Annotated in this window: 25 protein-coding genes; 11 read left to right on the top strand and 14 right to left on the bottom strand. The window is 68.7% G+C overall.

What is annotated here, in order from left to right; genetic code table 11:
* A complete protein-coding gene (gene dnaG, locus ACFWMR_RS23945; RefSeq protein ID WP_378379961.1) occupies window positions 1-1908 on the bottom strand; it encodes a DNA primase in 1908 nt (635 codons plus the stop codon).
* 45 nt (window positions 1909-1953) lie between these two features.
* Between dnaG and ACFWMR_RS23940 the strand changes: the two genes are divergently transcribed.
* Complete coding sequence (locus ACFWMR_RS23940; protein ID WP_378275269.1) at window positions 1954-2892, top strand: sigma-70 family RNA polymerase sigma factor; 939 nt, start codon at window positions 1954-1956, stop codon at window positions 2890-2892.
* 58 nt (window positions 2893-2950) lie between these two features.
* Here the strand turns inward: ACFWMR_RS23940 and ACFWMR_RS23935 are convergent, their stop codons facing one another.
* Window positions 2951-3517 carry a carboxymuconolactone decarboxylase family protein gene (locus tag ACFWMR_RS23935; RefSeq protein WP_378379960.1) on the bottom strand — a complete coding sequence of 189 codons (567 nt, stop codon included), beginning with the start codon at window positions 3515-3517 and terminating at the stop codon, window positions 2951-2953.
* 359 nt (window positions 3518-3876) lie between these two features.
* Between ACFWMR_RS23935 and ACFWMR_RS23930 the strand changes: the two genes are divergently transcribed.
* Genes ACFWMR_RS23930 through ACFWMR_RS23905 form a run of 6 tightly spaced genes read left to right on the top strand, consistent with a single transcriptional unit; the run spans window position 3877 to window position 11032 of the window.
* Window positions 3877-5391, top strand: a complete 1515-nt coding sequence (locus ACFWMR_RS23930; protein ID WP_378379959.1) for an NAD(P)-binding domain-containing protein — start codon at window positions 3877-3879, stop codon at window positions 5389-5391.
* The gene (locus ACFWMR_RS23925) at window positions 5388-6461 is read left to right on the top strand and encodes an alpha-hydroxy acid oxidase (RefSeq protein ID WP_378379958.1); all 1074 of its coding nucleotides are present in this window, start codon (window positions 5388-5390) and stop codon (window positions 6459-6461) included. Before ACFWMR_RS23930 ends, ACFWMR_RS23925 begins: the two co-directional genes overlap by 4 nt.
* Window positions 6452-7738: a cytochrome P450 gene (locus tag ACFWMR_RS23920; protein ID WP_378379957.1), complete on the top strand. Its 1287-nt coding sequence runs from the start codon at window positions 6452-6454 to the stop codon at window positions 7736-7738. Before ACFWMR_RS23925 ends, ACFWMR_RS23920 begins: the two co-directional genes overlap by 10 nt.
* Entirely contained in the window at window positions 7735-8808 is a 1074-nt protein-coding gene (locus ACFWMR_RS23915) for a DUF6282 family protein (protein ID WP_378379956.1), read from the top strand. The genes ACFWMR_RS23920 and ACFWMR_RS23915 overlap by 4 nt, the downstream gene beginning before the upstream one ends.
* Window positions 8808-10145, top strand: a complete 1338-nt coding sequence (locus ACFWMR_RS23910) for an aldehyde dehydrogenase family protein (protein ID WP_378379955.1) — start codon at window positions 8808-8810, stop codon at window positions 10143-10145. Before ACFWMR_RS23915 ends, ACFWMR_RS23910 begins: the two co-directional genes overlap by 1 nt.
* A complete protein-coding gene (locus ACFWMR_RS23905) occupies window positions 10142-11032 on the top strand; it encodes a hypothetical protein (protein WP_378379954.1) in 891 nt (296 codons plus the stop codon). Before ACFWMR_RS23910 ends, ACFWMR_RS23905 begins: the two co-directional genes overlap by 4 nt.
* 77 nt (window positions 11033-11109) lie before the next feature.
* Here the strand turns inward: ACFWMR_RS23905 and ACFWMR_RS23900 are convergent, their stop codons facing one another.
* Both ACFWMR_RS23900 and ACFWMR_RS23895 read right to left on the bottom strand, forming a co-directional pair.
* Window positions 11110-12909, bottom strand: coding sequence for a glycosyl transferase (locus ACFWMR_RS23900; RefSeq protein WP_378379953.1), 1800 nt, complete (start codon window positions 12907-12909; stop codon window positions 11110-11112).
* 9 nt (window positions 12910-12918) lie between these two features.
* Window positions 12919-13995 carry a serpin family protein gene (locus ACFWMR_RS23895; RefSeq protein WP_378379952.1) on the bottom strand — a complete coding sequence of 359 codons (1077 nt, stop codon included), beginning with the start codon at window positions 13993-13995 and terminating at the stop codon, window positions 12919-12921.
* Between the two features lie 537 nt (window positions 13996-14532).
* Here ACFWMR_RS23895 and ACFWMR_RS23890 point away from each other — a divergent pair.
* Window positions 14533-14820 carry a transposase gene (locus ACFWMR_RS23890; protein ID WP_378379951.1) on the top strand — a complete coding sequence of 96 codons (288 nt, stop codon included), beginning with the start codon at window positions 14533-14535 and terminating at the stop codon, window positions 14818-14820.
* Complete coding sequence (locus tag ACFWMR_RS23885) at window positions 14817-15698, top strand: IS3 family transposase (protein ID WP_378379950.1); 882 nt, start codon at window positions 14817-14819, stop codon at window positions 15696-15698. The genes ACFWMR_RS23890 and ACFWMR_RS23885 overlap by 4 nt, the downstream gene beginning before the upstream one ends.
* 196 nt (window positions 15699-15894) lie before the next feature.
* On the opposite strand, the gene ACFWMR_RS23880 is transcribed toward ACFWMR_RS23885, so the two are convergent.
* The 10 genes from ACFWMR_RS23880 to ACFWMR_RS23835 form a co-directional block, all read right to left on the bottom strand.
* Complete coding sequence (locus ACFWMR_RS23880) at window positions 15895-17163, bottom strand: deoxyguanosinetriphosphate triphosphohydrolase (RefSeq protein ID WP_378379949.1); 1269 nt, start codon at window positions 17161-17163, stop codon at window positions 15895-15897.
* Window positions 17164-17201: 38 nt separating this feature from the next.
* Window positions 17202-17834, bottom strand: a complete 633-nt coding sequence (locus ACFWMR_RS23875) for a YdcF family protein (protein ID WP_378379948.1) — start codon at window positions 17832-17834, stop codon at window positions 17202-17204.
* A gap of 31 nt (window positions 17835-17865) precedes the next feature.
* Window positions 17866-18471 (bottom strand): response regulator transcription factor, encoded by a 606-nt coding sequence (locus ACFWMR_RS23870; RefSeq protein WP_093935280.1) that lies wholly within the window; start codon window positions 18469-18471, stop codon window positions 17866-17868.
* A complete protein-coding gene (locus ACFWMR_RS23865) occupies window positions 18468-19664 on the bottom strand; it encodes a sensor histidine kinase (protein WP_378379947.1) in 1197 nt (398 codons plus the stop codon). The genes ACFWMR_RS23870 and ACFWMR_RS23865 overlap by 4 nt, the downstream gene beginning before the upstream one ends.
* A 15-nt stretch (window positions 19665-19679) precedes the next feature.
* Complete coding sequence (locus tag ACFWMR_RS23860) at window positions 19680-20408, bottom strand: ABC transporter permease (protein ID WP_093935282.1); 729 nt, start codon at window positions 20406-20408, stop codon at window positions 19680-19682.
* Window positions 20405-21334, bottom strand: coding sequence for an ABC transporter ATP-binding protein (locus ACFWMR_RS23855; protein WP_378379946.1), 930 nt, complete (start codon window positions 21332-21334; stop codon window positions 20405-20407). The genes ACFWMR_RS23860 and ACFWMR_RS23855 overlap by 4 nt, the downstream gene beginning before the upstream one ends.
* A 158-nt stretch (window positions 21335-21492) precedes the next feature.
* A complete protein-coding gene (locus tag ACFWMR_RS23850) occupies window positions 21493-22881 on the bottom strand; it encodes a glycine--tRNA ligase (RefSeq protein ID WP_093935283.1) in 1389 nt (462 codons plus the stop codon).
* A 91-nt stretch (window positions 22882-22972) separates the two neighbouring features.
* Window positions 22973-23638, bottom strand: coding sequence for a class F sortase (locus ACFWMR_RS23845; RefSeq protein ID WP_378379945.1), 666 nt, complete (start codon window positions 23636-23638; stop codon window positions 22973-22975).
* An 87-nt stretch (window positions 23639-23725) separates the two neighbouring features.
* Window positions 23726-24355, bottom strand: a complete 630-nt coding sequence (locus tag ACFWMR_RS23840) for a class F sortase (protein ID WP_378379944.1) — start codon at window positions 24353-24355, stop codon at window positions 23726-23728.
* 7 nt (window positions 24356-24362) lie between these two features.
* The gene (locus tag ACFWMR_RS23835) at window positions 24363-25436 is read right to left on the bottom strand and encodes a hypothetical protein (RefSeq protein ID WP_093935286.1); all 1074 of its coding nucleotides are present in this window, start codon (window positions 25434-25436) and stop codon (window positions 24363-24365) included.
* 224 nt (window positions 25437-25660) lie between these two features.
* On the opposite strand from ACFWMR_RS23835, the gene ACFWMR_RS23830 reads away from it, so the two are divergent.
* Window positions 25661-26044 carry an ArsR/SmtB family transcription factor gene (locus tag ACFWMR_RS23830; protein ID WP_378379943.1) on the top strand — a complete coding sequence of 128 codons (384 nt, stop codon included), beginning with the start codon at window positions 25661-25663 and terminating at the stop codon, window positions 26042-26044.
* A 2-nt stretch (window positions 26045-26046) separates the two neighbouring features.
* Window positions 26047-26460, top strand: a complete 414-nt coding sequence (locus ACFWMR_RS23825) for a Fur family transcriptional regulator (RefSeq protein ID WP_093935287.1) — start codon at window positions 26047-26049, stop codon at window positions 26458-26460.
* Window positions 26461-26536 lie beyond the last annotated feature (76 nt).

Below are 26536 nucleotides of genomic sequence, written 5' to 3'. Positions count from 1 at the left end.
TCAGTCCAATCCGCCGATGGCCTGTTCCTTCAGCGCCTTCCGGTACTGCTCGAGCGCGACGAGGTCGCCGAAGAGCGCGCGATAGTCGTCCGGCGCCTCGACGGGGGAAAGCCGCTGGAGCTTCGACTTGATCTCGTTGATCTGGCGGCCGACCAGGCTTTCCTGCACCGCCGCGAGCTGCGCGGAGATGTAGCGCGAGTCGACTTCGCCCTTGGCGCGCAACGGTTCCACCGAAAGCTCGCTGAGCACCCGGCGCACCGTCCCCTGCGGACAGTGCGGGGCGGCCGCGTCGAGCAGGGCGGGCCCGGTCAGCCCGGAACCCGCTCCCCCGGCGGACAGCAGCGCCTTGTGGATGGCGACGTACACCGGATGGGTGAACGCGTCTTCGGGGAGCGCGTCGTACTCCGTCCCGGCGATCATCGGCTGCTGCAACGCCGCTTTGAGTGCCTCGCGCTGCGCGATGAACCGCGGATCGCCGGGTGAGGGCCTCGGCAGGTCCTCCTCGGCGGTGGTGGCGGTGGCCGTCTGAGCGGGCCGCCGGGCTTCGACGGTGGCGGAGCGTTTCGCCGTGGCGCCCGCGCTGCCGCGGACCCGGTTCACCACCTGCGCCGCGTCCTGCCAGCCGACCCACCAGGCGAGTTTCGACGCGTAGCCGTCGCGGCTGGCGCGGTCCTTGATCCCGGCGACCATCGGCACGGTCTTCTGCAAAGCCGCGACCTGACCGTCGACGGAGTCGAGGTCGAACGCCTTGAGCATGCTCTTGATCGCGAACTCGAACAGCGGGATCCGCCGCGCGACCAGGTCGCGCACCGCGGTGTCGCCCTTGGCCAGCCGCAGTTCGCAGGGGTCCATGCCGTCGGGGGCGACAGCGATGTAGGTCTGCCCGGCGAAGGTCTGGTCACCCTCGAAGGCCTTCAACGCCGCCTTCTGGCCGGCTTCGTCACCGTCGAAGGTGAAGATCACTTCGCCGCGGAAGGCGTCGTCGTCCATCATCAGCCGCCGGAGGACCTTCATGTGGTCCTCGCCGAACGCCGTCCCCGACGACGCGACGGCCGTCGGGACCCCGGCGGCGTGCATCGCCATCACGTCGGTGTAGCCCTCGACCACGACGACCTGATGCCGCTTCGCGATCTCGCGTTTGGCCAGGTCGAGGCCGAACATCACCTGCGACTTCTTGTAGATCGGCGATTCCGCGGTGTTCAGGTACTTCGCCGAGACGCGGTCGTCGTCGAACAGGCGCCGCGCGCCGAACCCCACGACCTCGTTGCCGACGTCGCGGATCGGCCAGAGCAGCCGCCGGTTGAACCGGTCCATCGGCCCGCGCTGCCCTTCCTTGGCGAGCCCGGCCGTGAGCAGTTCCTTGACCTCGAACCCGCGGTTGAGCAGATGCTTCGTGAGCTTGTCCCAGCCCGCCGGGGCGTACCCGCAGCCGAACGTCTGCGCCGCGGCCGCGTCGAAACCCCGTTCGGACAGGAAGTCCCGCGCCGCGCGCGCGTCCGGGGTGAGCAGCTGCTCGGCGTAGAACTCCTGGGCCGCGCGGTGCGCCTCGATCAGCCGGGCACGGGTGCCGCGATCGCGCTGGACGCTTCCGCCGCCGCCTTCGTAGGTCAGCCGGAAGCCCGCGCGGTCCGCGAGCCGCTCGACGGCCTCGACGAACGAGATCAGGTCCATCTTCTGGATGAACTTGATCACGTCACCGCCTTCGCCACAGCCGAAGCAGTGGAAGGTGCCGTGGGACGGGCGCACGTTGAACGACGGGGTCTTCTCGTTGTGGAACGGGCAAAGCCCCTTCAGGCTGCCGCCGCCGGCGCTGCGAAGCGCCACGTAGTCACCGATGACCTCGTCGATCCGGTTGCGCTCGCGCACCTCCGCGATGTCGCTCTCCCGAATCCGTCCTGCCACGCTCATCACTCTAGTTCTTCCTCTCCGGGCGCTGTGCGGCACACTCGGGGAATGAGCACCGCCCTGGACGAACTCGCCGGGAACTTCGCCGCGCTGCGCCCCCATCTGGTGTCGGTCGCCTACCGGCTCACCGGCGCGCTGTCCGACGCCGAGGACGCGGTCCAGGAGTCCTGGCTGCGGCTGAGCGGCCTCGACGAGCGCCGCCGCGCGGCCATCGAGGACCACAAGGGCTGGCTGACCACCGTCGTCAGCCGGATCTGCCTCGACAGGCTGCGGTCGGCGGTGGTGCGCCGCGAGCGGTACGTCGGCGAGTGGCTGCCCGAGCCGGTGCTCGGCCCGCTGGGCACGCCGTCGTCGGAGGACCCGCTGACCGTCGCGGTCCGCGACGACGGCATGCGGATGGCGGCGATGGTGGTCCTCGACCGGCTGACCGCCGAGCAGCGCGTCGCGTTCGTCCTGCACGACGCGTTTTCGGTGCCGTTCGGTGAGATCGCCGAGATCCTGGGCTGCACGGTGGAGACCGCGCGCCAGCACGGTTCCCGCGGCCGCCGCGCGGTCGCCGACGCGGATCCGCCGCCCCGGACGGCGCTCGCCGAGCAGCAGCAGATCATCGAGAAGTTCATGACCGCGATGCTCACCGGCGACATCCAGGCGGTGGCCGAGGTGCTGCATCCGGACGTCGTCCTCGTCGGCGACGGCGGCGGCAAGGCGCGTACGGCGGTCCACACGGTCACCGGCTTCGACAAGGTCACCCGGCTGTTCCAGGGACTCATGCGGATGTACGACCCGGCCGGGATCGAGCAGGCGAGGCTCGCGCTGGTCAACGGCGACCTCGGGCTCTACATCCCGCCGCAGGCCGCTTCGGAGGGGTACCGGGCGCTCGACGAACACGTCGACGCCTTCGTCATCCGCGACGGGAAGATCGTGGAGATCTACGACATGGCGAACCCGGACAAGCTCACCACCGCCCGCACCCGCGTCGGTTCCTGACCGCGTTTAGTCCTCTGAATGCGCTCTGAGCGCATTCAGAGGACTAAACGCGGGGAGATCAGGGCAGCGGGATCTTGCAGGCGTCGCCCGAGGTGAAACCCTGCGCGGTGATGTCGAGCGCGCTGTTCATCCGGGCACGCATGTTCTCCAGCCCGATCTGGTAGGTCAGCTCGATGACACCCTTGCGGCCGAACTCTCGTTCCAGTTCGGCGACCTGTTCGTCGGTGACGGTCACCGGGCTCGCGGTCATCGCGTCGGCGTACGCGAGCGCGAGCCGTTCCTGCGCGGTGAAGGCGGGCGACTTCGCGTAGTCGTCGATGTTCTTCAGCCGTTCGATGTCGAGCCCTTCGTGCAGTTGCAGCATGGTCCCGAAATCGATGCACCACGAGCAGCCCAGCTGGGTCGCGACGCGGTACACGGCCAGCTCGCGCACGTTCGACGCCAGTGTCTTGCTGGCCTTTTCCGCCAGCATCTCGTGCACACCGTTCGCGCGCAGCAGCGCCGGGTGGTGCGCGTAGACGGCCATCGGCTCGGGTACGGCACCGAAGCGCTTCCCGGCGAATTTGTAGATCAGCTTCAGCAGGAAGCCGGCTTCGGCGGTCTTGACGGCGGGAATACGCGGCATGGTGTCCTCCTCGTGCGGTTGCGATCACCAGGTGGACGAGACGGCCCGCGAGGACGTGACAGCCGCTCCCTGGTGACGTGGGCCACTCGCCCTTCCCGATCGCGGAGCGGGATCGGGAACCGTCGGATCGGCCCATTACGATTCCCGGGGAACGGGACGAATTGAAGAACTTACTGTCGGTATGCTGTCGAACCTACTTTAGTCATCGCCCGCCTGGGTAGGTGACGATTAGCCTTTTCGCCGGAACCCCCATTCGATCATCGAAGGTACGCTGACGATCAGCAATCCCCTCGAAGAACCGGTGCCGCCACATCGGTTTATTCGGCGATCCCTCCGCTCTCTCCCATCGGAGGAAACACATGGACTACCTCGTCATCGGCGCGGGCCCGGCCGGCCTTCAACTCGGACATTTCCTCCAGCGAGCCGGAAGAGATCATGTCGTGCTGGAAGCGGAAGACGCGCCCGGCTCGTACTTCCGCACTTTTCCCCGGCACCGGAAACTGATCTCGATCAACAAACCGCACACCGGCTGGGCCGATCCCGAACTGAATCTGCGGATGGACTGGAACTCGCTGCTGTCCGACGATCCGGACCTGCGGTTCACCCGGTACACCGAGGAATACTTCCCCTCGGCGGACCTCCTTGTCGACTACTTCGCCGACTACGCGGCGAAAACGGGCGTTCAGGTCGAATACGGGACACGGGTGACCTCGATCGACCGGGACACCGAATTCCGGGTCGCCACCGACGTCGGCCGGACCTACTCCGCGAAACGGGTCATCGTCGCGACCGGACTCGCCCGTCCGTACGTCCCCGCCGTCCCCGGAATCGAAACGACGGAATCGTACAACGATGTTTCGGTCGATCCCCGGGATTTCACCGATCAACGGGTGCTGATCCTGGGCAAGGGGAACTCGGCGTTCGAAACCGCCGACAATCTCGTCGCGAACGCGGCACTGATCCACGTTCTCGGCCCGGAGTCGCTCCGGTTCGCCTGGCGCACGCATTTCTCCGGCGATCTGCGCGCGGTGAACAACAACTTCCTCGACACCTATCAGTTGAAATCGCAGAACCTGGTCCTCGACGCCACCGTGGAAAAGATCGAACTTCGCGACGCGGAATACCACGTGACCCTCCGTTATTCCCGCAGGCCGAAGACCGTGACGCTGGTCTACGACCGGGTGATCACCTGCACCGGGTTCCGGATGGACACCGGCATCTTCACCGACCGGGTGCGACCGTGCCTGACGATGAACGACCGGTTCGCCGAACTGACCCAGGCCTGGGAATCGACGACCGTGCCGGGCCTGTACTTCGCGGGCACGCTGACCCAGGTCCTCGACCGCCGCAAGTTCACCAGCAGCGTCCTGCACGGCTTCCGCTACGGCGTCCGCGCCCTGCACCACGTGCTCGAACAACGCTACGAGGGCACCGCTTGGCCGGGCGAGGACCTGCCCGCCGATCCGGACGTCGTGGCGGGCGCGATCCTGGCGCGGGTGAACCGCAGTTCCGGGCTGTGGAACCAGTTCGGTTTCCTCGCCGACGTGCTGGTGCTGAACGAAGACGGCACCTCCCGGTTGCTGGAGGAGATCCCGGCCGGTCTCGCCCTCGCGGAGCGGCCCGGCAGGCGTTTCGTCACGATCACCCTGGAGTACGGCTCGGGCTATCCCGAAATCGACCCCTTCGACGTCACCGCCGGGCGCGCCTGGGAGGACGACCCCGCGACCGAGTCGCTCTACATGCATCCCGTGCTGCGCCGGTACGTCGACGGCGAGCTCGCCGAGACCCGGCATCTGCCCGAGGACGTCGCCAACGACTGGACGGGCGAGGCCGACTACCGCGCGCCGGTCCGCGAGATGGTGGCCGTCCGGTGACCGGGCCGGTCAACCTCCGCGAGGTCGAGCAGGCCGCGCGTGCCTTGCTCGACAGGGTCCGCGACGACTACTTCGCCGGCGGCGCGCAGGACGAGGTCACCGTACGGGGCAACGAATCCGCGTTCGCACGGCTGGCGCTCCTCCCCCGGGTCCTGACCGGCGCGGGCGACCCGTCGCCGGAAGTCACCGTCCTCGGGGAACGCGTGTCGATGCCGGTCCTGCTGGCGCCGACGGCGTTCCACGAACTCGCGCATCCCGAGGGCGAACGCGCCACCGCCCGCGCGGCGGCGGCCGCGGGCACGATCCTGATCTCGGCGATGCTGTCGACGGTGGCCATCGAGGACATCGCCGCCGAAGCCCGCAAAGTGTCCTCCGAGCACGAACCGCCGATCTGGTTTCAGCTCTACCTTCAGCCCGACCTGGGCTTCACCGAAGCGATCGTCCGGCGGGCGGAGACCGCGGGCTGCCGCGCGCTGGTGGTCACCGCCGACTCCCCCGCGCTCGGCAGGCACGAACGCAACGACCGCAACGACTTCCACGATCTTCCGCCCGGGATGAACTGCCCGAACCTGCGCGAGCAGGCAGGCGAGGTCCGCAACGTCGTGCTCTCACCCGAGATCTCGTGGCGGCACCTCGAGTGGCTGCGCGAGACCACGTCGCTGCCGATCCTGCTCAAAGGCGTGCTCCACCCCGACGACGCCCGGCTCGCCGCCGATCACGGCGCCGACGGCGTGATCGTGTCCAACCACGGCGGGCGGCAGCTCGACACCACCCCGCCGTCGATCCGCCTGCTCCCCCGGATCGCCGACGCCGTCGAAGGCCGCGTGCCGGTCCTGCTCGACGGCGGCGTCCGCCGCGGCACGGACGTCGTCAAGGCGCTCGCGCTGGGGGCGCGGGCGGTGGCGATCGGCCGCCCGGTCGTCTGGGGTCTCGCCTACGACGGGGAAGCCGGCGTCACGAAGGTCCTGGACCTGCTGCGCCGGGAAATCGTCAACGCGCTGGCCTTGTGCGGGTACGCCGACCCCGCCGCCGTCCGCCGCGACCTGGTGGAGGAGGTGTCATGGCGCTGACCGCGCTCCGCAACTGGGTCTTCGCCAGGGTCAACGGCCAGGAGGCGGTGCCGATCCCCGGTGACACCGTCGGCGTCGAGCATTTCCGCGAGGTCTACGCACATCCGAACGCCGACGGCCGCAGCGAGGGCGCCGTCCTGTCCGACCTCTTCTGGTACTGGCTGGCCCCGGGACCCCAAGTCCACCAAGAACATCTCGAACCCGGTGAGCGCTACGACGACGTCGCCCGCACCACCCGGCGCTTCCTCGCGCGCCCGCACGCCGAAAGCGCCGAACGCGCCACGCGGGCCGCGGAACGGGTACTGGACGAGAAACCGAAACGCACCAGGCTGGTCCGCCTGCGCGACGAGATGATGCCGATCTGGGCGGAGTTCTACTACGAGCTGGTGTTCGGCGAACCGTGCCCCCGGAGGGCGCGGGACCTGATCGTGGCCAACGCGACCGACGTCGTCACCGCGCTGAAATGCCTGGGACTGCGGCACATGAACCGGCGGGCGGCGCTCACCCGGTACCTGACGGAGAGGCTGAGCGAGCGTCCTTTGCCGCTCCCGCGACGGCTTTCCCCCGAAGAACAGGTCCTGTACCTGCAGGGCGCCTTCTTCAACACCGCCGTCGTGCAGTCCTCGGAGGCGATGACCCATCTGCTGCTGGCCATCGCGCACCACCCGGAGGTGCAGGCACGCCTGCGGACCGAATCCGGCGACGCCTACCTCGACCGCGTCCTGTCCGAATCCTTCCGCCGGTACCCGCTGTTCGGGATCGCGCACCGGATCAGCTCGGGGGAGATCACCGTCGACGAGCACACGACGTTGCCCGCCGGTTCGGTGCTGTGCTTCAACTACGCGGACTTCCACGCGAGCGGGTTCGCCGATCCGGAGCGGTTCGACCCGGATCGCTGGGAGCGCCACACCGCGTCGCGGGCGAACCACATCCCGTTCGGTGTCACCGCGAACCGGCCTTGCCCCGCCAAGGGAATAGTGCCGCCGACGATGCGCGCGGTCGCGAAAGCCGTGCTGTCCCGGTACCTCCTGAGTTCCACGGCGACCCACGTCCGCTCGATCCCCAACCGGGGGCCGTGCGTGCTGCGGCCGGTGGACGACCCCGGATCGGATCGGCGGCTGTTGCGGTATCTCCGGGTGCGTGACCGCGCCGGGGAGCTCCGGCGCGACGTCGTCCAGCTGGTGCTCGGCACCTACATGGTGCTCGACGCGCGCCGAAAACGGCTTGCCCAAAGGTATTTCGCGACCCACGACGCGGAAGGACGGGTGCGGGGATGAACGACGCGGCCGAAATGGACGACGAGAAGGAATACCTGGCGGAGGCGAAGCTGCGGCGGCGGAACAACGCCCCGCACGACCGGTTCCTGTCCTCCTACCGGGCCCGGATGGGCTACCGGGGCGACGTCCTCGTGCCGCCCGCGGTGTTCGGCGTCGAAGGCGCCGTCGACATCCACTGCCACGGTCACGAAGGGCAACAGGACGGGCTGTCGATCGCGAAACTCGCGTCCGCCAGCGGCGTGAAAGGGTTGCTGTTCAAGAGCATCGTCTGGCGGGCCCGCACCGACGTCGCCGGTCCCGCCGGTGTCGTCCGCGAGGTCGAAGGCGAACTGCGCAAGTGGTGCGACGAGGCAGACGTGCCGCCGTCGCGGCTGTGGTCCGGCTGGATCACCACCGACACCATGGGCCTGTCCATCCCGGAACAGGCGCGCAGGCAGCTGGCCGACGGCGTCTCGGCGGTGTGGATGCCGGTGTTCCGCAGCGCCAACACCTTGAGCAAGGTCGGCGGCATGAGCGGCTGGTGGGGCGAGGAACCCAGTGTGTGGACCGATCCGCTGCCGTGGGACAAGGCGCTGCGCGTCGGCACGTACACCCTCGACGAGCACGGGAAACTCAAACCCGAGTACCGCGAGGTGTTCAAGATGGTCGCGGACCACGACGTGATGATCTCGTTCGCGCACGCCACCCACGCCGAGATCTGGGAGATGGCCGAGCAGGTCCGCGACCTCGGCATCACGAAGGCTGTCATCGACCATCCGTTCAGCCCGTTCATCGATCTTTCGCAGGCGCAGATGCGGGAACTCACTTCCGCCGGTATCTACCTGAACTTCACCTACGACGAGATCTCGCCGCTGCTCGGCGTCGACCCGGCCGAGATGTGCCGGACCATCCAGGCGCTCGGCACCGAGTACGTCACGCTGTCCAGCGACGCCGGGGAACCGTTGTTCCCCAACACGGTCGAGGCGCTGCGGCTGCTGCGCGCGCATATGGAGGCCTTCGGGCTCACCAAGGACGAGGTCCACACGACGAGTTCGGTGAACCCGTCCAAACTGCTCGGCGCGGAGGACTGATGCTCGCCGTCGAGAATCCCGCGACCGGGCAGCGGATCACGACCGTCCCGGACGCCGGACCGGCCGATGTCGACAAAGCGGTCCGCGCCGCCGTCGGCGCCTGGCCGGCGTGGCGGGTCACGGACCGGCACGCGGCGCTGATGTCGTGCGCCGCCGTCGTCGAGGAGGCCGCGCCCGTGCTGGCCCCCGTACTGACCGAGGAACAGGGGAAACCGCTCCGGGAAGCCGAAGCCGAGTTCACCAGGGCGGCGGCACGGTTCCGGTACTTCGCCGGTCTGCGGATCGAACCCCGGGTCGTCGGCCAGGCCGAGGTGCACCGGCGTCCGCTGGGGCCGGTCGCCGCGATCACGCCGTGGAACTTCCCCGTGCAACTGGCCGTCGCGAAACTCGCGCCGGCGTTCGCCGCGGGGAACACGGTGGTGCTCAAACCGTCGCCGCACACCCCGCTCACCACCCTGCACCTGGGCCGGATGCTGGCGGAGGTACTGCCGCCGGGCGTGCTGACCGTGCTCACCGGGAAGGACCCGCTCGGCGAGCATCTGGTGACGCATCCGGGGATCCGGAAGATCAACTTCACCGGTTCCGTCGCCACGGGGAAGCACGTGGCCGCGGCGGCCGCGCCCGATCTGAAGCGGCTGACGCTGGAGCTGGGCGGAAACGATCCGGCGATCGTCCTTCCCTGCGCCGACCCGGCTCTCCTCGCGGAAAAGCTGTTCTGGAGCGCTTTCGCCAACTGCGGGCAGATCTGCATGGCGATCAAACGGGTCTACGCCGTCGGTTCCGCGTACGACGGCGTCGTCGAGGCGCTGGCCGCTTTGGCGACGGAGGTCGTGGTGGGCGACGGGCGGACGCCCGGGACGCGGATCGGCCCGGTGAACAACCGGCCGCAGTACGACCGCGTCATCGGTCTCACCGAGGAAGCGCGGTCGGACGGCGCGCGGCTCGTCACCGGCGGACGGCTCGACGGGCCCGGGTACTTCTTCGCCCCGGCGATCCTCGCCGAGGCGCACGACGGCATGCGGGTGGTGACCGAGGAGCAGTTCGGCCCGGTACTGCCGATCGTTCGATGCTCCACAGTGGACGAAGCCGTCGGGCTCGCGAACGCCACGAAGTTCGGCTTGTGCGGATCGGTGTGGGGCACGGACGAAGAGCACGCCGCCGACGTCGCGATGCGGCTCGAAGGCGGGACGGTCTGGGTCAACGAGCATCTGGCCATGTCCCTCGACGAGCCGTTCGCGGGCTCGAAATGGAGCGGGCTCGGGGTTTCCGGCGGTACGTGGGGCATCGACGGCAACACGGAACCGTTCGTCGTGCATCGCCCGGCGGGTGCGCGATGACCGCGCTCGAAACGGAAGTGAACCGGCGGCGCGTGGTGCTCGTCAGCGCTCTCGCGGGCTTCGTGCTGACCACCGTGTGGTCCGCGCAGTTCGTCGACACGGTGATCGGCGGCGGCGTCACCGAAGCCGTGCTGGGCAAGCCCGCGCAATCGCCGATCGACGGCGTCGTCACGGGAGTGGTGTACGCGTTCGTATCCGGTCTCGCGGGGACCTTCACCGGCTGCAACGTCGCGGTTTTCGGGGCCATGTCACCGATGCTGGGCACCGACGGCGGCCGCTGGGCCCGGTTCCGCGCGACCCTCGCCCCGCTGCGGCTGCTGGCCGCCGGGATGATCGCCGTGTCCGCGCTCTACGGCGTCGTCGTCAGCCTGGTGGGCACGAAGATGCCGCAGTTCACCGGCGACCAGGCGCCGCTGGGCGAGCTGACGGCGCGCAACGTCCAGTCGATGCTGGTGTTCGGTTTCATCGGGATTTCGCTGACGTACCTGGGATTCGCGCAGCTCGGCTACGTCCGCGATCCGTTCTCCGCGCGTGCTCGCACGGTGTTCCTGGGCGCGTTGATCGGCGCGTTCCTGATCGGGCGGCCGTGGGTGCTGTTCCGGCAGATCTTCCGCGACGCCGCGGAAAGCGGGAACCCGCTCTACGGCGCGGCGGCGTTCACGCTGCAATCGGTGGGGAACATCCTGGTGATGGCGATCCTGCTGATCCTGGTCAACGTCGCGGGCGGCGGGTTGCGGCGATGGCTGGCGGCGAGGCCGGGGCGGATCGTGGCGCTGACCGCGGGCGCGCTGATCTTCACCGGCGTGTTCACGCTGTTCTACTGGGACGTACGGATGCTCCAGTTCCGGGGCATCCTGCCGTGGTACCCGCTCGCCCCCTGGACCTGACGCCCTTCGCATTTCGTCCTCTGGATGCGGTAGTTCGCTTTACCAACTACCGCATCCAGAGGACGAAATGCGGGAAGTCATGGCGTGATCGTCCGGACGTCCCAGACCCAGACGCCGTCGACGAACTCGGCGGGCTTGCGCAGCAGCAGATCCACCGTGGCCCGGAAAGCGTCCTGGTGTTCGCGCGGGATCAGCACGAGGACGTCGGCGTTCCAGTACCGCAGATCCTCCAGCGCCTGCACGCGCTGCGATTCGGTGATCGTCGCCGGCACCCCGGTCTGCTTGATCTGGTCGAAGATGACCGACGTCGGCCGCTGGATGGCGCCGTAGCGGCCACGTTTGTCGTCCGGGCCGCTCGGCCCGACGAAATAGCCTTCCGGCATCGAATAGCCGAGTCCCGCGTCGATCTGCCAGTGCAGCGGCTCGGATTCGCCGGAACTCGGCAACGGCACGGGCACCACGGTCCCGCCGGGCGCGACGTAGGACCGCCAAGTGCCGTCGGCGAGGAACTTCGGCGTCGGCGGCCGTTCCTTCACGATCAGCTGGGTCGGCGCGATCGGCAGCAGTACCGCGATGACGACGCCGATCCACACCAGCCGCAACGGGAACCGCCGCTCCCCCGGCACTTCCGGCAGCTTCGACGCGACCGCGTAGACGCGTTCGGTCGCCAAGGCCAGCAGCGCGCCGATCAGCGGGATACACCCCATCGCGAGCCGGGATTCCAGCAGCGATTCGAACAGCGGCAGTTCCGACAGGAGCTTCCACGGCCCCGGGATCCCGGTCTCCTCGTGCACGACCACGAGCTGTACACCGAGTGAGAGCCAGGCCATCACGAACATCGAGATCGCCAGCGCCCGCGCGAACACCTCGCGCCACAGCCAGACGGTGATGACCACCATCAGCACGATCAGCGGCCAGCCGAAGAACGCGTTCTCCTCGGTGCGGTTCATCGACACGTCCGCGGCTGCCTGCGGCTGCCCGGCGACCGACTGCGTCGCGAAACGGGTGAAGGCGGCCGTGTCGTTCCCGACGGGGCCGTGTTCGATCGCCTGATAGCTCTGCGGGCCGAAGAATTGCCACCACAGCGGATACGCGCACAGCACGAGCGCCACGAGGACACCGATGCCGACGCCGATCCCGAGCGGTTTCGCCATCGGCCGGAACTCGCGGTGGTTCGTCGCGAAATAGGCGATGGCGAAGATCGCGAACGCCATCGCGAAGATCAGCAGCGGTTCTTCACCGAGGAAGATCTGGTACGCCGCCAGGAGGCCGAGGAAGATCCCGTTGCGGACCGGGCGCTCACCGCGGGCGATCTTGAAGATCAGCAACGCGATGAACGGCAGCACGAACCACGCGACGAAGTTCGGGTGCGCGTTGCCGTGCGAGATCATCGGCGGGGCGAACCCGACGAACGCGCCGCCGATGGCCGCGCCGACCCGGTGGGTCACCAGATGCCGCGAGAAGACCCAGTACCAGGCGGCGGCCGTGCCGGCGAGACCGCCGGTGAGCGCGATGGCCCAGGTGAGCGTCGGGCCGAAGGTGAGCGTGATCGGCGAAAGCGGGATGCCGATGCCGAGCATGGCCGTGTTGGCCATCAGGTTCACGCCGAGCGGATGGTTCTGGAAGTGCGAGCTGAGCGGGTTCCTCAGGTGCAGCACGTTGTCCGCGGTGACGGAGAAGAACCACTCCCACAGGTTCTGATCCGACGCGCTGTTCCAGAGATAGCCCTCTTCCAGGTCGAGCCAGAGCCCGTTGTAGAGCAAGAAGGCGAACAGCACGAAGGCGCCCATGATCGCGGCGTCGGCGGCCGCGAACCGGCGGGGTCTCGTGGGAGTCTCGTCGGCCTCCACGACCGCCTCAGCCTGGAAAAGACTCACTGACCGTCCTCACGGCTCGACAACGCGGGCGAGAAAGTAGATCACACCCGTCGAGGCATGCCTGACGAGCAGAAGGAAGGGACGATCGACGGTGACCTCCAGCGGTTCGTCGACCATGATCGACGTCAGCCGCATCAGCACCGCCGTCGCGGCGGCCCCTTCGAGGCCCTGCTCGTCGATGCGCAACACGGACTGGTGGAGGACGTCGGACACTTCGAGCCGGTCGTCGTCGGCGAGCCCGGTGAGATCGGCGTCGCCGGTGAACATCGTCCGCACGCCGAGGTCCTTCAGTTTCGCCGTCAGCGGGCTGTCGACGTCCAGATCCAGTTTCGGCAGTGACAGGGCGAGCGTCTTGGACCGCGTGTTCTCCAGCAGCCCCGACAGCTTGCCCGCGTCGAGCTCGGCGTCGTCGAGGTCGCCGTCCGGCAGCAGGATGATCGCCTCCACCCCGCCCTCGGCGCCGAGGCGGACGACCTGCCAGCCGTCCTCGTGGGTGTGGTCGAGCTGTTTTTCGAGCCACATCGTCGGCACCGTACGGGTGCCGGACGGCGCGTGGAAGTCCGCGGGCGCGGTGTTGTCACGCGAGAACGGATTCTGCCAAGCGGTTTTGAGATACAACGCGTTGACGATGGCCGCGACGGTGTCCGGCGCGACCGTCCCCGGCTTGAGCAGTTCGGGGATCAGTTCGCGGGTGGCCTCCGCGACATCGGCGTTGATCAGCCGCCGCGCTTCCTCCGGGTCTTCGCCGAACGGGGCGCTCTCGACCTTGCCGCCCGGCCACGTGGCGATTTCCTCGCGGAAGGACTTCTCGAGCGGGAGCCCGTCCCAGGCCCAGAGCGTGTTCGCGACCGCGAGTTCGGGACCGTCGTCGAGCAGCGACGAGGCCTTGCCCAGCAGGTCGGCGAGCTCGTCCGGGTCGCCGAGCAGCGCGATCAGTTCCTCTCTGGTCTTCCCCTTGGCGGCCTGCGTCACCAGGCCGAGCGCGCTCGCGATCGAGTACGGCGAGAAACACGCGTTCTCCGCGCGGCTCGCCAGCACCCGATAGAGGTCCAGACCAAACCGGAGGTGGCTTTCGACAGCTCCCATGCCGCAGACCGTACCGTGCACGCGCCCGTCCGTCTCCTGTCCGAAAGTTCCCCTCTTGGTCGAGGGCCGGCGCGACGGTGGTGTGCCGTGCTTCCCACTCGCGGTACATGAAGGCCCCCTTCACTGCGCTAGGCGCAAGGAAGGGGGCCTTCATGTACTTGGGCTGGCGTGAAGGCCTCCTTCACGCGCGGCCCCTGTGACTGCTGGTGCGTCTGGGGCGACCGTGACGATCACCAAGTCCGTGAAGGCCGGTACCGGGCCTGAAGGCGTGACTCATGTGATCAGACACGTAACTCGCGTGATCAGACGGCGAACTCGCGTGATCCGACGGACGACACGCTCGCGGCCAGGGGTCCGCCGCGAGCGTGCGCCGTCCGTCCAGACATGTGTCGTCCGTCCGGATACACGTGTCGTCCGTCCGGACACACGTGCCGTCCGTCTGATCACGCGTGCCGTCCGTCCGGACACACGTGTGGGGTTGCCCCTGGATTCCGGACACCTTGATTCCAGACAGTGGTCTGGAGGGAGGATGTCCTGGTGTCTCGTTCGAAGTATCCGGAGCAGTTCCGTCGCGATGCGGTCGAGCTGGTCAGCTCCAGTGATCGGCCGTTGCGGCAGATCGCCCGCGAGCTCGGTGTCAATCACGAAACCCTGCGATCGTGGGTCAACGTAGCCAAACAGGCCGCCGAGGCCGGGCCGCCGACGGAGGACCCGGCCACTCTCGATGAGGTGCAGCGGTTGCGGAAGCAGGTCGCTGAGCTGCAGAAAGAGAAGGAGATCCTGCGTAAAGCGGCCGCCTATTTTGCCAAAGAGATGGATCGATGATCTACCGCTACCGGTTCATCTCCGAGCATCGCGCCGAGTTCGGCGTGAAGCGGTTGTGCCAGGTCCTGGGCCTGCGCCGGCAAGGCTTCCACGAATGGGTCGCGGCCGAGTCCGCCCGGGAGGTCGCGGCGGCGCGGGAGCGGGAGCTGATAGCAATGATCGCCTCGATCCACGCGCAGCACCGAGGCGCTTACGGGCGGCCCCGCATCACCGCGGAGCTGCGCCGGCGCGGACGCGTGGTGAACCACAAGAGGGTGCAGCGGTTGATGCGCGAGCAGGGCCTAGCCGGGATCACCCGCCGGAAACGCCGGAGCCTGACCAAGCCCGCCGCCGGCCCGGTGACACCGGTGGCGGATGTGATCCGCCGTGATTTCACCGCCGAGCATCCTGGCCGCCGGTTCGTCGGGGACATCACCTACCTGCCCACATTCCAGGGCTGGCTCTACCTGGCCACGGTGATCGACCTGCACAACCGCGAGATCGCCGGGCACGCGATCGGCGATCACCTGCGCGCAGACCTGGTCTGCGACGCGATCACCCTCGCCACCGCACGCGGCCTGATCCGCCCCGACGCGGTGTTCAACTCCGACCGTGGCGTCCAATACAACTCCGGCCAATTCCGGGCCGCCCTCGCCGAGCACCGGATCCGCCCCTCGATCGGACGAGTCGGATCCTGCTACGACAACGCCGTCGCCGAATCGTTCTTCGCCACCCTCAAAACCGAGATCGGCACCACCATCTGGCCCACCCGCAACCAAGCCCGACACGACCTCTACCGCTACCTCCACTACTACAACCACGACCGCCTACATTCGACACTCAGCCACCGAACACCCCACGAAACCCGAACCACCTACAGTCATCACCAAGCCGCGTGAAAACCCGTGTCCGGCAACCGGGGGCAACTCCACGTGCCGTCCGTCCGGACACACGTGTCGTCCGTCCGGATACACGTGTCGTCCGTCTGGACACACGTGCCGTCCGCCTGATCACGCGTGCCGTCCCTCCAGCCCGTGAGATCCGTGCTTGATCGCGCGAGTGCGGTACCTGATCACTCCAGTCCCGGCTCGGTCCTCAGCCGTGGCGGCCCGTGTGCCAGGCGTGCCACGCGTACGCCTGCGCGTCCGTGAGCGAGGCCACCTGATCGACGACCACCCGCAGGCGGGCCGCGTCGTCCGGGGCGGCCTCCCAGGCGGGCAGGAACAGGCCGTCCAGCGCGTCCGGCGCGCGGCGGCACAGCGCCCCGACCAGCTCGGCGAGCGTCTGACGCTGACCGTCCTGCATCGCGAGACGTCGTTTGTCGCTCATCACGTACCGCAGCGCGAGCGCCTTGAACAACGCGACCTCGGCCGCGACCTGCTCCGGGACGACCAGCCGCGCGCCGTAGCGGCTCAGCGGCCCCTCGCCGTACACCTCCCGTGTCGCGCCGACGACCGCCGTCGCGAACCGGCCGACCAGCTCACTCGTCAGCCGCTTCAGCGCGACCTGCGCCTTGAGCGAGCCGTCGAGCCCCGGCTCGGCGAGCTCCGCGACCACGGGCAGGTCGAGCAGTTCCTTCGCCGCTCCCTCCAAAGTGGACTGGGACTGGTCCGAGAACCGGCGCGCGGCCTCGGCCACCGCCGCGCGCTCCTCGGCGTCGGCCAGTACCCGCAACGAGATCCGGCCGGCCAGCACCCCGTCCTCGACGTCGTGCACGGAGTACGCGACGTCGTCGGACCAGTCCATGATCTGCGCTTCAAGGCAGGTCGTGCGGTCCGGCGCACCCTCGCGGACCCACGCGAACACCTCGGCGTCGTCGGCGTACACGCCGTACTTCGGATTGCCGTCTTCACGGGGCCACGGGTACTTCGTCGAGGCGTCGAGACAGGCACGGGTGAGGTTCAGCCCGCCGACGGCGCCGCCTTCGAGCAGGACCTTGGGCTCCAGCCTGGTCAGGATCCGCAGCGTCTGCGCGTTGCCCTCGAAACCGCCGCACGACCGCGCGACCTCGTTCAGCGCGCGCTCGCCGTTGTGCCCGAACGGCGGATGCCCGATGTCGTGCGCGAGCCCGGCGGTGTCCACCAGATCCGGGTCCGCGCCCAGCTCGTCCGCGATGCCGCGGCCGATCTGCGCGACCTCCAGCGAATGCGTCAGCCGGGTGCGGGGTACGCCGCTGACCTCGGCGCCTTCACCGGGGCCGACCACCTGGGTCTTGCCGGCCAGCCGCCGCAGGGCCGCCGAGTGCAGCACCCGCGCGCGATCACGGGCGAAGGCGCTCCGCCCGTCCTCCGCGCCCTCCAGCGCCGCGCCCTTGGGCCGCTCGGGCAGCAGACGCGCCCTGTCGGCCTCGGTGTAGGTGTCCACGCGACCAGCTTAAACGCGATCACCGACACTTATCGGGCTCAGACTTCCGCCGGGAACCTCGTGAGGCGGTAGTACAGCAGCGCACCGGTCTCGCGGACGATGTAGCGCGCCTGCGTCTCCCGGGTCTGCACGACCGGGCCTCGATGGGTGGGCGACGTCCAGGCGTCCAGCCCGAGATCGTCGGCCATCACCCGCGCGCGGAACGAATGCCACGGGTCACTGACCAGTACAGCCGTCTTCCAGCCCCGCTTCTGCACCTGATCGGCGACGGCGCGGAGGCTGCGCAGGGTGTCGCTGCCCTCGCCGACCGGCAGCGTCGCCGACTCCGGCACCCCGCGTTTGCGCAGCCACTGCGCGCCCGCCTGCGCCTCGGTGTAGTTGTCGTCGGCCCGCTTGCCGCCCGCGGTGACGATGACCTTCGCGACGCCCTGGTCGTACAGCGTCTTCGCCTTGGCCAGCCGTGACTGGAAGATCTCCGACGGCCTGCCGTTGTACTGGGCCGCGCCGAGCACCACGATCACGTCGGCGCGGTCACGCACGTCGTCCCGCGCGACCTGCCAGACGCGGAACGCCGTCCCGCCGATCACCGCGACGACGATCAGCAGGGACCCCGCCAGGGTCCGGCGCACCCAGTTCGCGCGGGTGGGCTTGGTCCGTACGGCGGTACTCACAAGGAGATTCTCGCAGAGCCGCGAGTCGATCTCAGAGCCAGCCGTGCTCTTCCGCGAGCCGCACCGCTTCGGCCCGCGTCCTCGCCCCGGTCTTGCCGATCGCGGCCGAAAGATGGTTGCGCACGGTGCCTTCGGAAAGGTGCAGCGCACCGGCGATGTCGGCCACCGTGCTGCCGTCCTTGGCCGCTTCGAGGACGTCGTGCTCGCGTCCGGTCAGCGGGCTCGCGCCGGTGGCGAGCGATTCGGCGGCGAGCGCGGGATCGACCACCCGAAGTCCACTGTGGACTCTTCGGACGGCGTCGACGAGCTGCTCCGGCGGGGCGTCCTTGACCACGAACCCCGCCGCGCCCGCCGCCATCGCCCGCGAGAGGTAACCCGGTCTGCCGAAGGTGGTGCAGATGATGATCCGGCACGACGGCAGCGCGCCGCGCAGCTCGGCGGCGGCTTCGAGACCGTCTTTGCCCGGCATCTGGACGTCGAGCAGCGCGATGTCCGGGGCGGTTTCCTTCGCCCGCTGGAGCACCTCGTCGCCCGAGCCGACCTGGGCGACCACCTCGATGTCGGTTTCGAGGCCGAGCACGGTGGCCAACGCCCCACGCACCATGGCCTGGTCGTCGGCGAGCAGGACCCGGATCACGCGCAGCCTCCAGCCGGTTCGGTGAGCGGCGCCCGCGCGCCGCTCCGCACGGCCGATTCCGGTACCTCCGCGCGGACGAGCCATCCTCCCGCAGAAGGCGCGGTGGCCGTCAAGGTTCCGCCGACCGCGGCCAGCCGTTCGGTGAGCCCCCGCAGCCCGTTCCCCTCCTCGACCTCGCCGCCGTCACCGTCGTCCTCGATCTCCAGCCAGGTCTTGCCGAAGCGGACCTTGACCCGCTTCGCCCCGGAGTGCCGGAGGACGTTGGTCACCGCCTCCCGCAGCACGTAACCGAAAGTCCGCTGCAAGGACGGGTCGACGTTGTCCACCGCGTGCGGCAGGTCCGCGTCGATCTCGGCCGCCCGCAGCGCCGCCCGTGCCCCGGCGACCTCGGCCGAAAGCGACACCTCGCGATACTCGGAGACCGTGGCGCGGATGTCCGAGAGCGCGCTGCGGGTCAGGTTCTCGACGTCGCTGATCTCCTGCAGCGCGCGGGGATCGTCCTTGCCGCTCTCCAGGATCCGCCGGGCGAGCCCGGCCTTGACCGTGATGGTGGTGAGGCTGTGGCCGAGGATGTCGTGCAGATCCCGCGCCAGGCGCTCGCGTTCCCCCGCGACCGCGAGTGTCGCGATCTCCCGGTTCGCCGCCTCCAGTTTCCGCACCGCGCGGACCAGGTTCGCCATGAAGAACATCGCCGCCGTGATCGAGGTGACCGCGATGAGATCCCCGAAGTCGTCCCTCCCGAGGGCCAGGTGGACGCCCAGCACCAGCAGGAGGGCCCCGCCGTCCAGGATCACCGCCCACGCCGGTGGCAGCGTGAAAGCGAGTACCGCTGTCGCGTAGATCAGCACGTACGGGTTGGTGTCGTGCAGGAAGACCAGGGCGAGGCCGATCAGCAGCATCACCACCGAGGCGACATAGGTCGTCTTCCGGTGGGAGGGCCGCAGGCTGAGCGGGAACAGCACGTAGCAGGAGCCGTAGACGACCAGGAGGGCGGCGATCACCAGCTCCTTGGCTGTCGCCCCGTCGGTGAACAGGTCCACCGCGGCGGGGACCATGCTGGGCAGGATGAAGGCGATGCCGAGGATCGCCCACCGCCCCGGCCGGGGTCCCCGGCCGGTCCGCGGCGGCATGTCCGACCACCAGTTCTCACGGCTGTTCAAGCCCGTTTTCACCCTGCCCGGGTAGTCGTTCACCAGTTCACCCTTTTCTCAGACCCGCGCACTGTCTTTACGGTAACGCCTGACCACCAGCGCCCCGAGGACCACGGTCCACGCCGCCAGCACGCCGAGCGCAGCCGGGAGGCTCACCGTCAGATGGTCGGTGACGACCGGGCGGACCAGCTGGATCAGCCAGTACGTCGGCGTGACCTGGGCGAGGTCGGCCATCCACGACGGCATCCCGTCGATGGGGATCCACAGGCCGCCAAGGAAGCCCATGCCCATCATGACGATCATGTTCATCGGCTGCATCGACTCCGGGGTGCCGAACTGACCGAGCAGCAGGCCCAGCAGCACCAGCGGGATCGCGCCGAGCCAGACACCGAGCACCAGCCGCAGCCAGCCCGCGGCGTCGAGGTGGACACCCTGGAACAGGACGCCGATCAGCGGAACGATGAGCAGCGACGGAAGCGCGACGAGCATCGCCGACAGGGCCTTGCCGCCGAGGTAACCGGCGCCGGTCAGCGGGGTCAGCCGCAGCTGGCGCTGCCAGCCCGTGGACCTTTCGATCGCCAGTTTCGCGCCGCTCGTCATCGCGGCGGAGAAGGTGCCGAAAGCCATCATGTTGACCATGATCACCCCGGCGATGTTCATCTCGGCGGAGCCGAAAACGTTGGCCTGCAACAGGAACATCAGCACCGGGAAGGCGACGGCAAAGAGCACGAACCGCGTCGAACGGAAGGTGCGGACGATCTCGGTCTTGAGATAGGTCGGGTTCATCGGACGGCTTCCTCGGTGTTTTCCGTGTCGGTGGTCAGGGAAAGGAACGCGCCTTCGAGGCCGACGGCGCTGATCTCGATGTCACGCGCTTCGGGGACTTCGGTCATCAGCGCGCGCAGCGTGGCGTCGGAATCGGAGCTGGAGATCGCGACGCGGCCGCCCCGGAGTTCGAACCCGGTGACCGCGGGCAGCCCCGCGATCACCGGCTCCGCCGCCGCGGGCACCGCCGCGCGGATCGTGCGTCCCCCTGCGAGCGCACGCACCTGCGCGACCGAACCGTCCGCGACGATCCGTCCCGACCGCATCAGCACGACACGGTCGGCGAACTCTTCGGCCTCTTCGAGATAGTGGGTCGCGAACAGGACCGTGCGACCGGAGTCCGTGTACTCGTACATGGACTTCCAGAACTCGCGGCGCGTGCCGACGTCCATCGCGGCGGTGGGCTCGTCGAGGATCAGCAGATCCGGGTCGCTCACCAACGCGACCGCGAACCGCACGCGCTGCTTCTGCCCGCCGGAAAGCTTGGTGGAGCGCCGGTTCGCGATGTCCTCGATCCCGGCGCGGCGCAGCGCCTCGCGTACCGGCATCGGCTTGCGGTGCAGCGCGGCGACCATGCCGACGGTCTCGGCGACCGTGAGATCCTCGACGAGCGCGCCGCCCTGCAGCATCGCGCCGATCATCCCGTCGCCGACCGCGTCGCCCGGCTTCCGCCCGAAGACGGTCACGATGCCGCTGTCGGGCACGGACAGGCCCAGGATCATGTCGACCGTGGTGGATTTGCCCGCGCCGTTGGGGCCGAGGAGGGCGACCACCTCGCCCGGCGCGATCGTCAGGTCCAGGCCGTCGACGGCGTGGACGTCGCCATAGTGCTTACGCAGGCCGGAAAGTCGTACCGCCGCCCCCGCGGTGATGTCTTGTTCTCGCATGCCTAGAGCTTGTCGCGCTCAGGCGGTCCGGCCATGGGCCGCGCGTCACGACCTGGGCGTGACAGTTGTCAGGGGTGGGAACGTCCCAAGTACGTGAAGGCCCCCTTCACTGCGTCTAGCGCAATGAAGGGGGCCTTCACGTACTTCCCAGGTGCGTATCAGGCGCCGATCAGGCGACCCGCCAGGTACGACTCCAGCTTGTCGATCGCGACCCGCTCCTGAGCCATGGTGTCGCGCTCCCGCACGGTCACCGCGTGGTCGTTGAGCGAGTCGAAGTCGACGGTGACGCAGTACGGCGTCCCGATCTCGTCCTGGCGCCGGTAGCGGCGGCCGATCGCGCCGGCGTCGTCGAAGTCGGCGTTCCAGTGCTTGCGCAGCGCCGCCGCGACGTCGCGTGCCTTCGGCGTGAGGTCGGCGTTGCGGGACAGCGGGAGGACGGCGACCTTGAACGGCGCGAGCCGGTAGTCCAGCTTGAGCACCGCGCGGGTGTCGGTGCTGCCCTTGGCGTTCGGCACCTCTTCCTCGTGGTAGGCGTCGACGAGGAACGCCATCATCGACCGGCCGACACCGGCCGCGGGCTCGATGACGAACGGGCGGAACCGCTGCTTCGTGGCCTGGTCGAAGAACGACAGGTCGACGCCGGAGTGGTTCGAGTGCGTCGTGAGGTCGAAGTCGGTGCGGTTCGCGATGCCTTCGAGCTCGCCCCACTCCTGACCCGCGTTGAACGCGAAGCGGTACTCGATGTCGACGGTGCGCTTCGAGTAGTGGGAGAGCTTTTCCTTCGGGTGCTCGTACAGGCGGAGGTTGTCCGCCTTGATGCCGAGGTCCTTGTACCACTCGGTGCGCGCGTCGATCCAGTACTGGTGCCAGGTCTCGTCCTCGCCCGGCTCGACGAAGAACTCCATCTCCATCTGCTCGAACTCGCGCGTGCGGAAGATGAAGTTGCCCGGCGTGATCTCGTTCCGGAACGACTTGCCGATCTGGCCGATGCCGAACGGCGGCTTCTTGCGCGCCGCGGTCTGCACGTTGAGGAAGTTGATGAAGATGCCCTGCGCGGTCTCCGGGCGGAGGTAGTGCACGCCTTCCTCGGACTCGACCGGGCCGAGGTAGGTCTTCAGCATCATGTTGAAGTCACGCGGCGCGGTGTACTGCCCGCGGGTGCCGCAGTTCGGGCACGGGACCTCGGACAGGTCGTCCTCGGACACCTCCTTGCCCGAACGGGCGGAGAAGTCCTCGGCCAGCTGGTCGGCACGGAAACGCTTGTGGCAGGACAGACATTCGATCAGCGGGTCGGTGAAGACGTCGAGATGACCCGACGCGCTCCAGACCTGGCGCGGCAGGATGACCGAGGAGTCGAGGCCGACGACGTCGTCCCGGCTCTGCACGACGGTCTTCCACCACTGGCGCTTGATGTTGTCCTTGAGTTCGACACCGAGGGGCCCGTAGTCCCACGCCGACTTGGTACCGCCGTAGATCTCTCCACACGGGAAAACGAAGCCTCGACGCTTGCACAGGCTGACGACGGTCTCAATGGTGTTGGCGGGCACTCCACGCTCCGAAGCATGCGGGGACGGGTATGGGTTAGAAGGACAAGCCTAACTGCCCGTCCCCGCGCGGCCTCCGGCGAGGTCGGACGGCTCAGGGGCGGGTGACCAACGACGCGGTGACGATGCGGTTGTCCTCGTAACCGTCGGTCCCGCCGACGTACTCGCCACCGCAGGTGACCAGGACGAGCCGGTGCGGACCGTCCGGTCCGAACAGCTTTTCCGACTGCTCGGCCAGCTTCGTCTTGTGCACGGTGACGATCTCGCTGATCTTGTAGACCCACTTGCCGCCGTCGGTGTCGACGAGATCGACCTCCTGGCCGGTCTTGAGCCGCCACAGTTCGTCGAACGGGCCCTTCTCGCCCTTCCAGTTCACATGCCCGGAAAGCAGCGAAGCGCCCTGCTCAGCGCCCAGTTTCGCGCCCCACCAGGTGGCTTCGTCGAGGCCCTCGGGGATGGGGAGGGTCCCGTCGGCGGTCAGTTCCTTGCGGATCAGTTTCGCGGTGCCGCCACCGGGGAGTTTGACCGTGCCGGGCGCCTGTCCCGTCTCGACCGGGGCTTCTCCGGACGTCTGCCCCGCGGACGTGTTCACCTGATCCTGCGCGGCTGCGACGACAGAATCATTCTTTCCGGTGAATACCAGGACGGCGACCACGGCCGCCACCACGAAGATCGCGGCGGAGGCGAGGATCCACCCCAGATTGGAGCGCTTCTTCGGCTGCTCCTCGCTCGGCTCGCCGTCGTCGAACTGTCCCACCATCGGGTATTACTCCTTGCTCGCGTCAAGCCGCCGGAGCGGCCGGTGTCGCTAGACACGCGACGCGAGCCGAGAGGGGTTGCATCGACTTCAGACGGGCGGGCCGGAGACGGGAGTCGCGACGACGACCCGGTTGTCGCGGTAGCCGTCCGTCCCGCCGAGGTAATCGCCGCCGCAGGTGACCAGCACCAGCCGGTGCGGACCGCTCTGCGCGAACAGCTTCGCCGCCTGCGCGGGCAGGTCGTTCTTGTGCACGGTGACGACCTCGCGCACGCGGTAGACCCAGATCCCGCCCGCCGCGTCGCTGACGGCGACCTCCTGGCCCTCCCGCATCCGCCACAGCTCGTCGAACGGTCCTTTGACGCCGCCCCAGTTGACGTGCCCGGAGATCAGCGCCGTACCCGCTTCGGCGCCGAGCCGCGCACCCCACCAGGCCGCGTCTCCGAGCCCGCGCGGGATCGGGAGGGTGCCGTCGGAGTTGACCTCGGCGCGGACGAGCTTCGCCGATCCGCCTTCGGGAAGACGGATCGTGCCGGGTCGCTGACCGCGCTTCGCGGCGTCGGCGGGCAGCACCAGGGGCGCGCCGTCCTCCCCCGGCATGACCGCGGGCTCGGCCGTCGAGGCGGACGGTTCCGGCGGGATCCAGGTCAGCACGATCACGCCCGCGGAGATGGCGAGCGCGGAGACGACGGCGGAGAGCCCCGCCAGCCAGGTCCGCACGGGGCCGCTACTTCTCCCGCACCGGGACGGGCTTGCGACGACGGAGGAGCAGCATGGTCGCGGCGCCGATCACGATGCCGCCGCCCAGCAGCCCGAGCCCGACCACGGTCCTCGTCGAGTCGCCTGCCTGCGGCGGGATACCGCCCGCGGGGACCGTTCCCGGCACCGCGGGCTGCTCGGGTGCCGCGCCCGGTCCGGTGCCACCGGCGGGCTTCGCCACGAAGTTCTTCGGGATCGCGCAGCTCACGCCGCCGAGCACGATCGTCGTGCGGGCCTCGCGCAGATCCTTGCCCGCCTCGTCGCGCACGTGCGTGACGATGTCCAGTTTCCAGCCCGCCACCGCGGTCACGTCGCCGCTGCGCCAGCCGTCCTGGCGGATGAGCTGGTCGAAGGCGGTCACCCGGGAGACGGTCAGGTCGGAGGTGGTCTTGTCCTTGCTGGCCGTTTTGTCGATCTCACCGGTCGACGGCGGGCCCAGTTTGAGTCCCTTGACGTCGATTCCCGAGGCGCCGGACGGCTTCAGCGCGCCCTTCTCGTCCCGCACCCAGACCTTCTCCACGCTCGTCGACGACGTCGCCTTACCGGGCGCACTACAGTCGACGGCGCTCTTCGCGCCTTCGAGCACCAGCACGGTGTTGTCGGCGGGCTTCGCGCCGCCGCGTCCGTTGTCGATCAGGGCGTAGTTGCTCTCCGCGACCGCTGTCGGGACGGTGGTCTGCTGCAACGCCGCGATCACATTGTGGTCGCGGCTGGCGATACCGGGCGGGTACGGGCTCTGGCCGCCGTAGCGGCCCAGGTTGATGTCCCATTTCTTGCCGAAGGTGTTCCGTTCGCCGTCGTCACGGGGGACGACGGTGCGGTCCGGGGAGAGTTTGGACTGGCCGGGCGTCAGCGGCGAGCGCTGGGTCTCGGTGATCAGCGATCCCGGGTTCCCGATGCGTACCGAGGCCACGTTCGCGAACGACACGGGACCGGTCTTCTCATCGACGGCCTGCGTCGTCTGCGCCGAGGCGAGCCCCGGGATCGACGCCAAAGCGACGGCCGCCGTGGCGGCGGCCAGCTTCGTCACGAAACGAGTCATTTCTCCCCACTGCCTCCCTCGACCCTCGCGACAACCTTGCACCGTTGGCGACGACATGCGAAGTGGAATGGTCATTTATTCGCTAAGTCACCCGAATGGAGCAGTAACGTGGCCGCCAAGTGGTCGCCCGGTCGGCGAACAGACCACGTCGGGCGGGAACACTAAGATGGGCTGGACTGTTACTGGCAATGACTTCGGAAATCATGATGGACTTGGAGGCGGCGATGGCTACGGTGACCCCGGACTCTGCCGCCCCGGGCTTCACGGAAGACCCCGGCCCGCATTCGGCGGCCCGTCCCCCGGCCGAACCCGCCGCGTCGGCCTCGGCCGCCGCTCTCGCGGACGCCGGCGACCTGCTCAGGGCCCTCGCCGCACCCGTGCGCATCGCCATCGTCCTGCAACTGCGTAACGCGGACAGGTGCGTACACGAATTGGTGGACACACTCGATGTCGCGCAGCCGCTGATCAGCCAGCACCTGCGGGTGCTCAAGACGGCGGGTGTCGTACAGGGTGAGCGACGCGGCCGCGAGGTGGTGTACTCGCTGGTCGACGATCACCTTGCGCATATCGTGGTGGACGCCGTAGCCCACGTTCAGGAGGGGAAGTGAGCATGAGTCCGACGACGGTCAACAGTTCCGCGCCAGTGCCGGGACGCCGGTCGACGAAACAGCGGGCCGCCGTGGTCGAGCTGCTCAAGGAGATCGACGACTTCCGTTCCGCCCAGGAATTGCACGACGAGCTGCGCAAACGCGGCGACGGCATCGGGCTCACCACGGTGTACCGGACGCTGCAATCGCTCTCGGAGGCCGGCGAGATCGACGTCCTGCGCACCGACACCGGCGAGGCCATCTACCGGCGTTGCTCGTCGCATCACCACCATCACCTGGTGTGCCGCCTCTGCGGGAGCACCGTCGAGGTGGAGGGGCCCGCCGTCGAGCGCTGGGCCGAGAAGATCGCTTCCGAGCACGGGTTCTCGGACATCAGCCACACCGTGGAGATCGTCGGGACCTGCTCGAACCACTGACGCGTGCGGGCCAGCACCCCCGTGCAATGAAGGGGCCTTTCATAGCAAATTTTGCTATGAAAGGCCCCTTCATTGC

Origin of the sequence: Amycolatopsis thailandensis, assembly GCF_042723255.1 — a bacterium.
GTDB classification, from domain to species: Bacteria; Actinomycetota; Actinomycetes; order Mycobacteriales; family Pseudonocardiaceae; genus Amycolatopsis; species Amycolatopsis thailandensis.
This window is presented reverse-complemented; position numbering and strand designations above follow the sequence as displayed.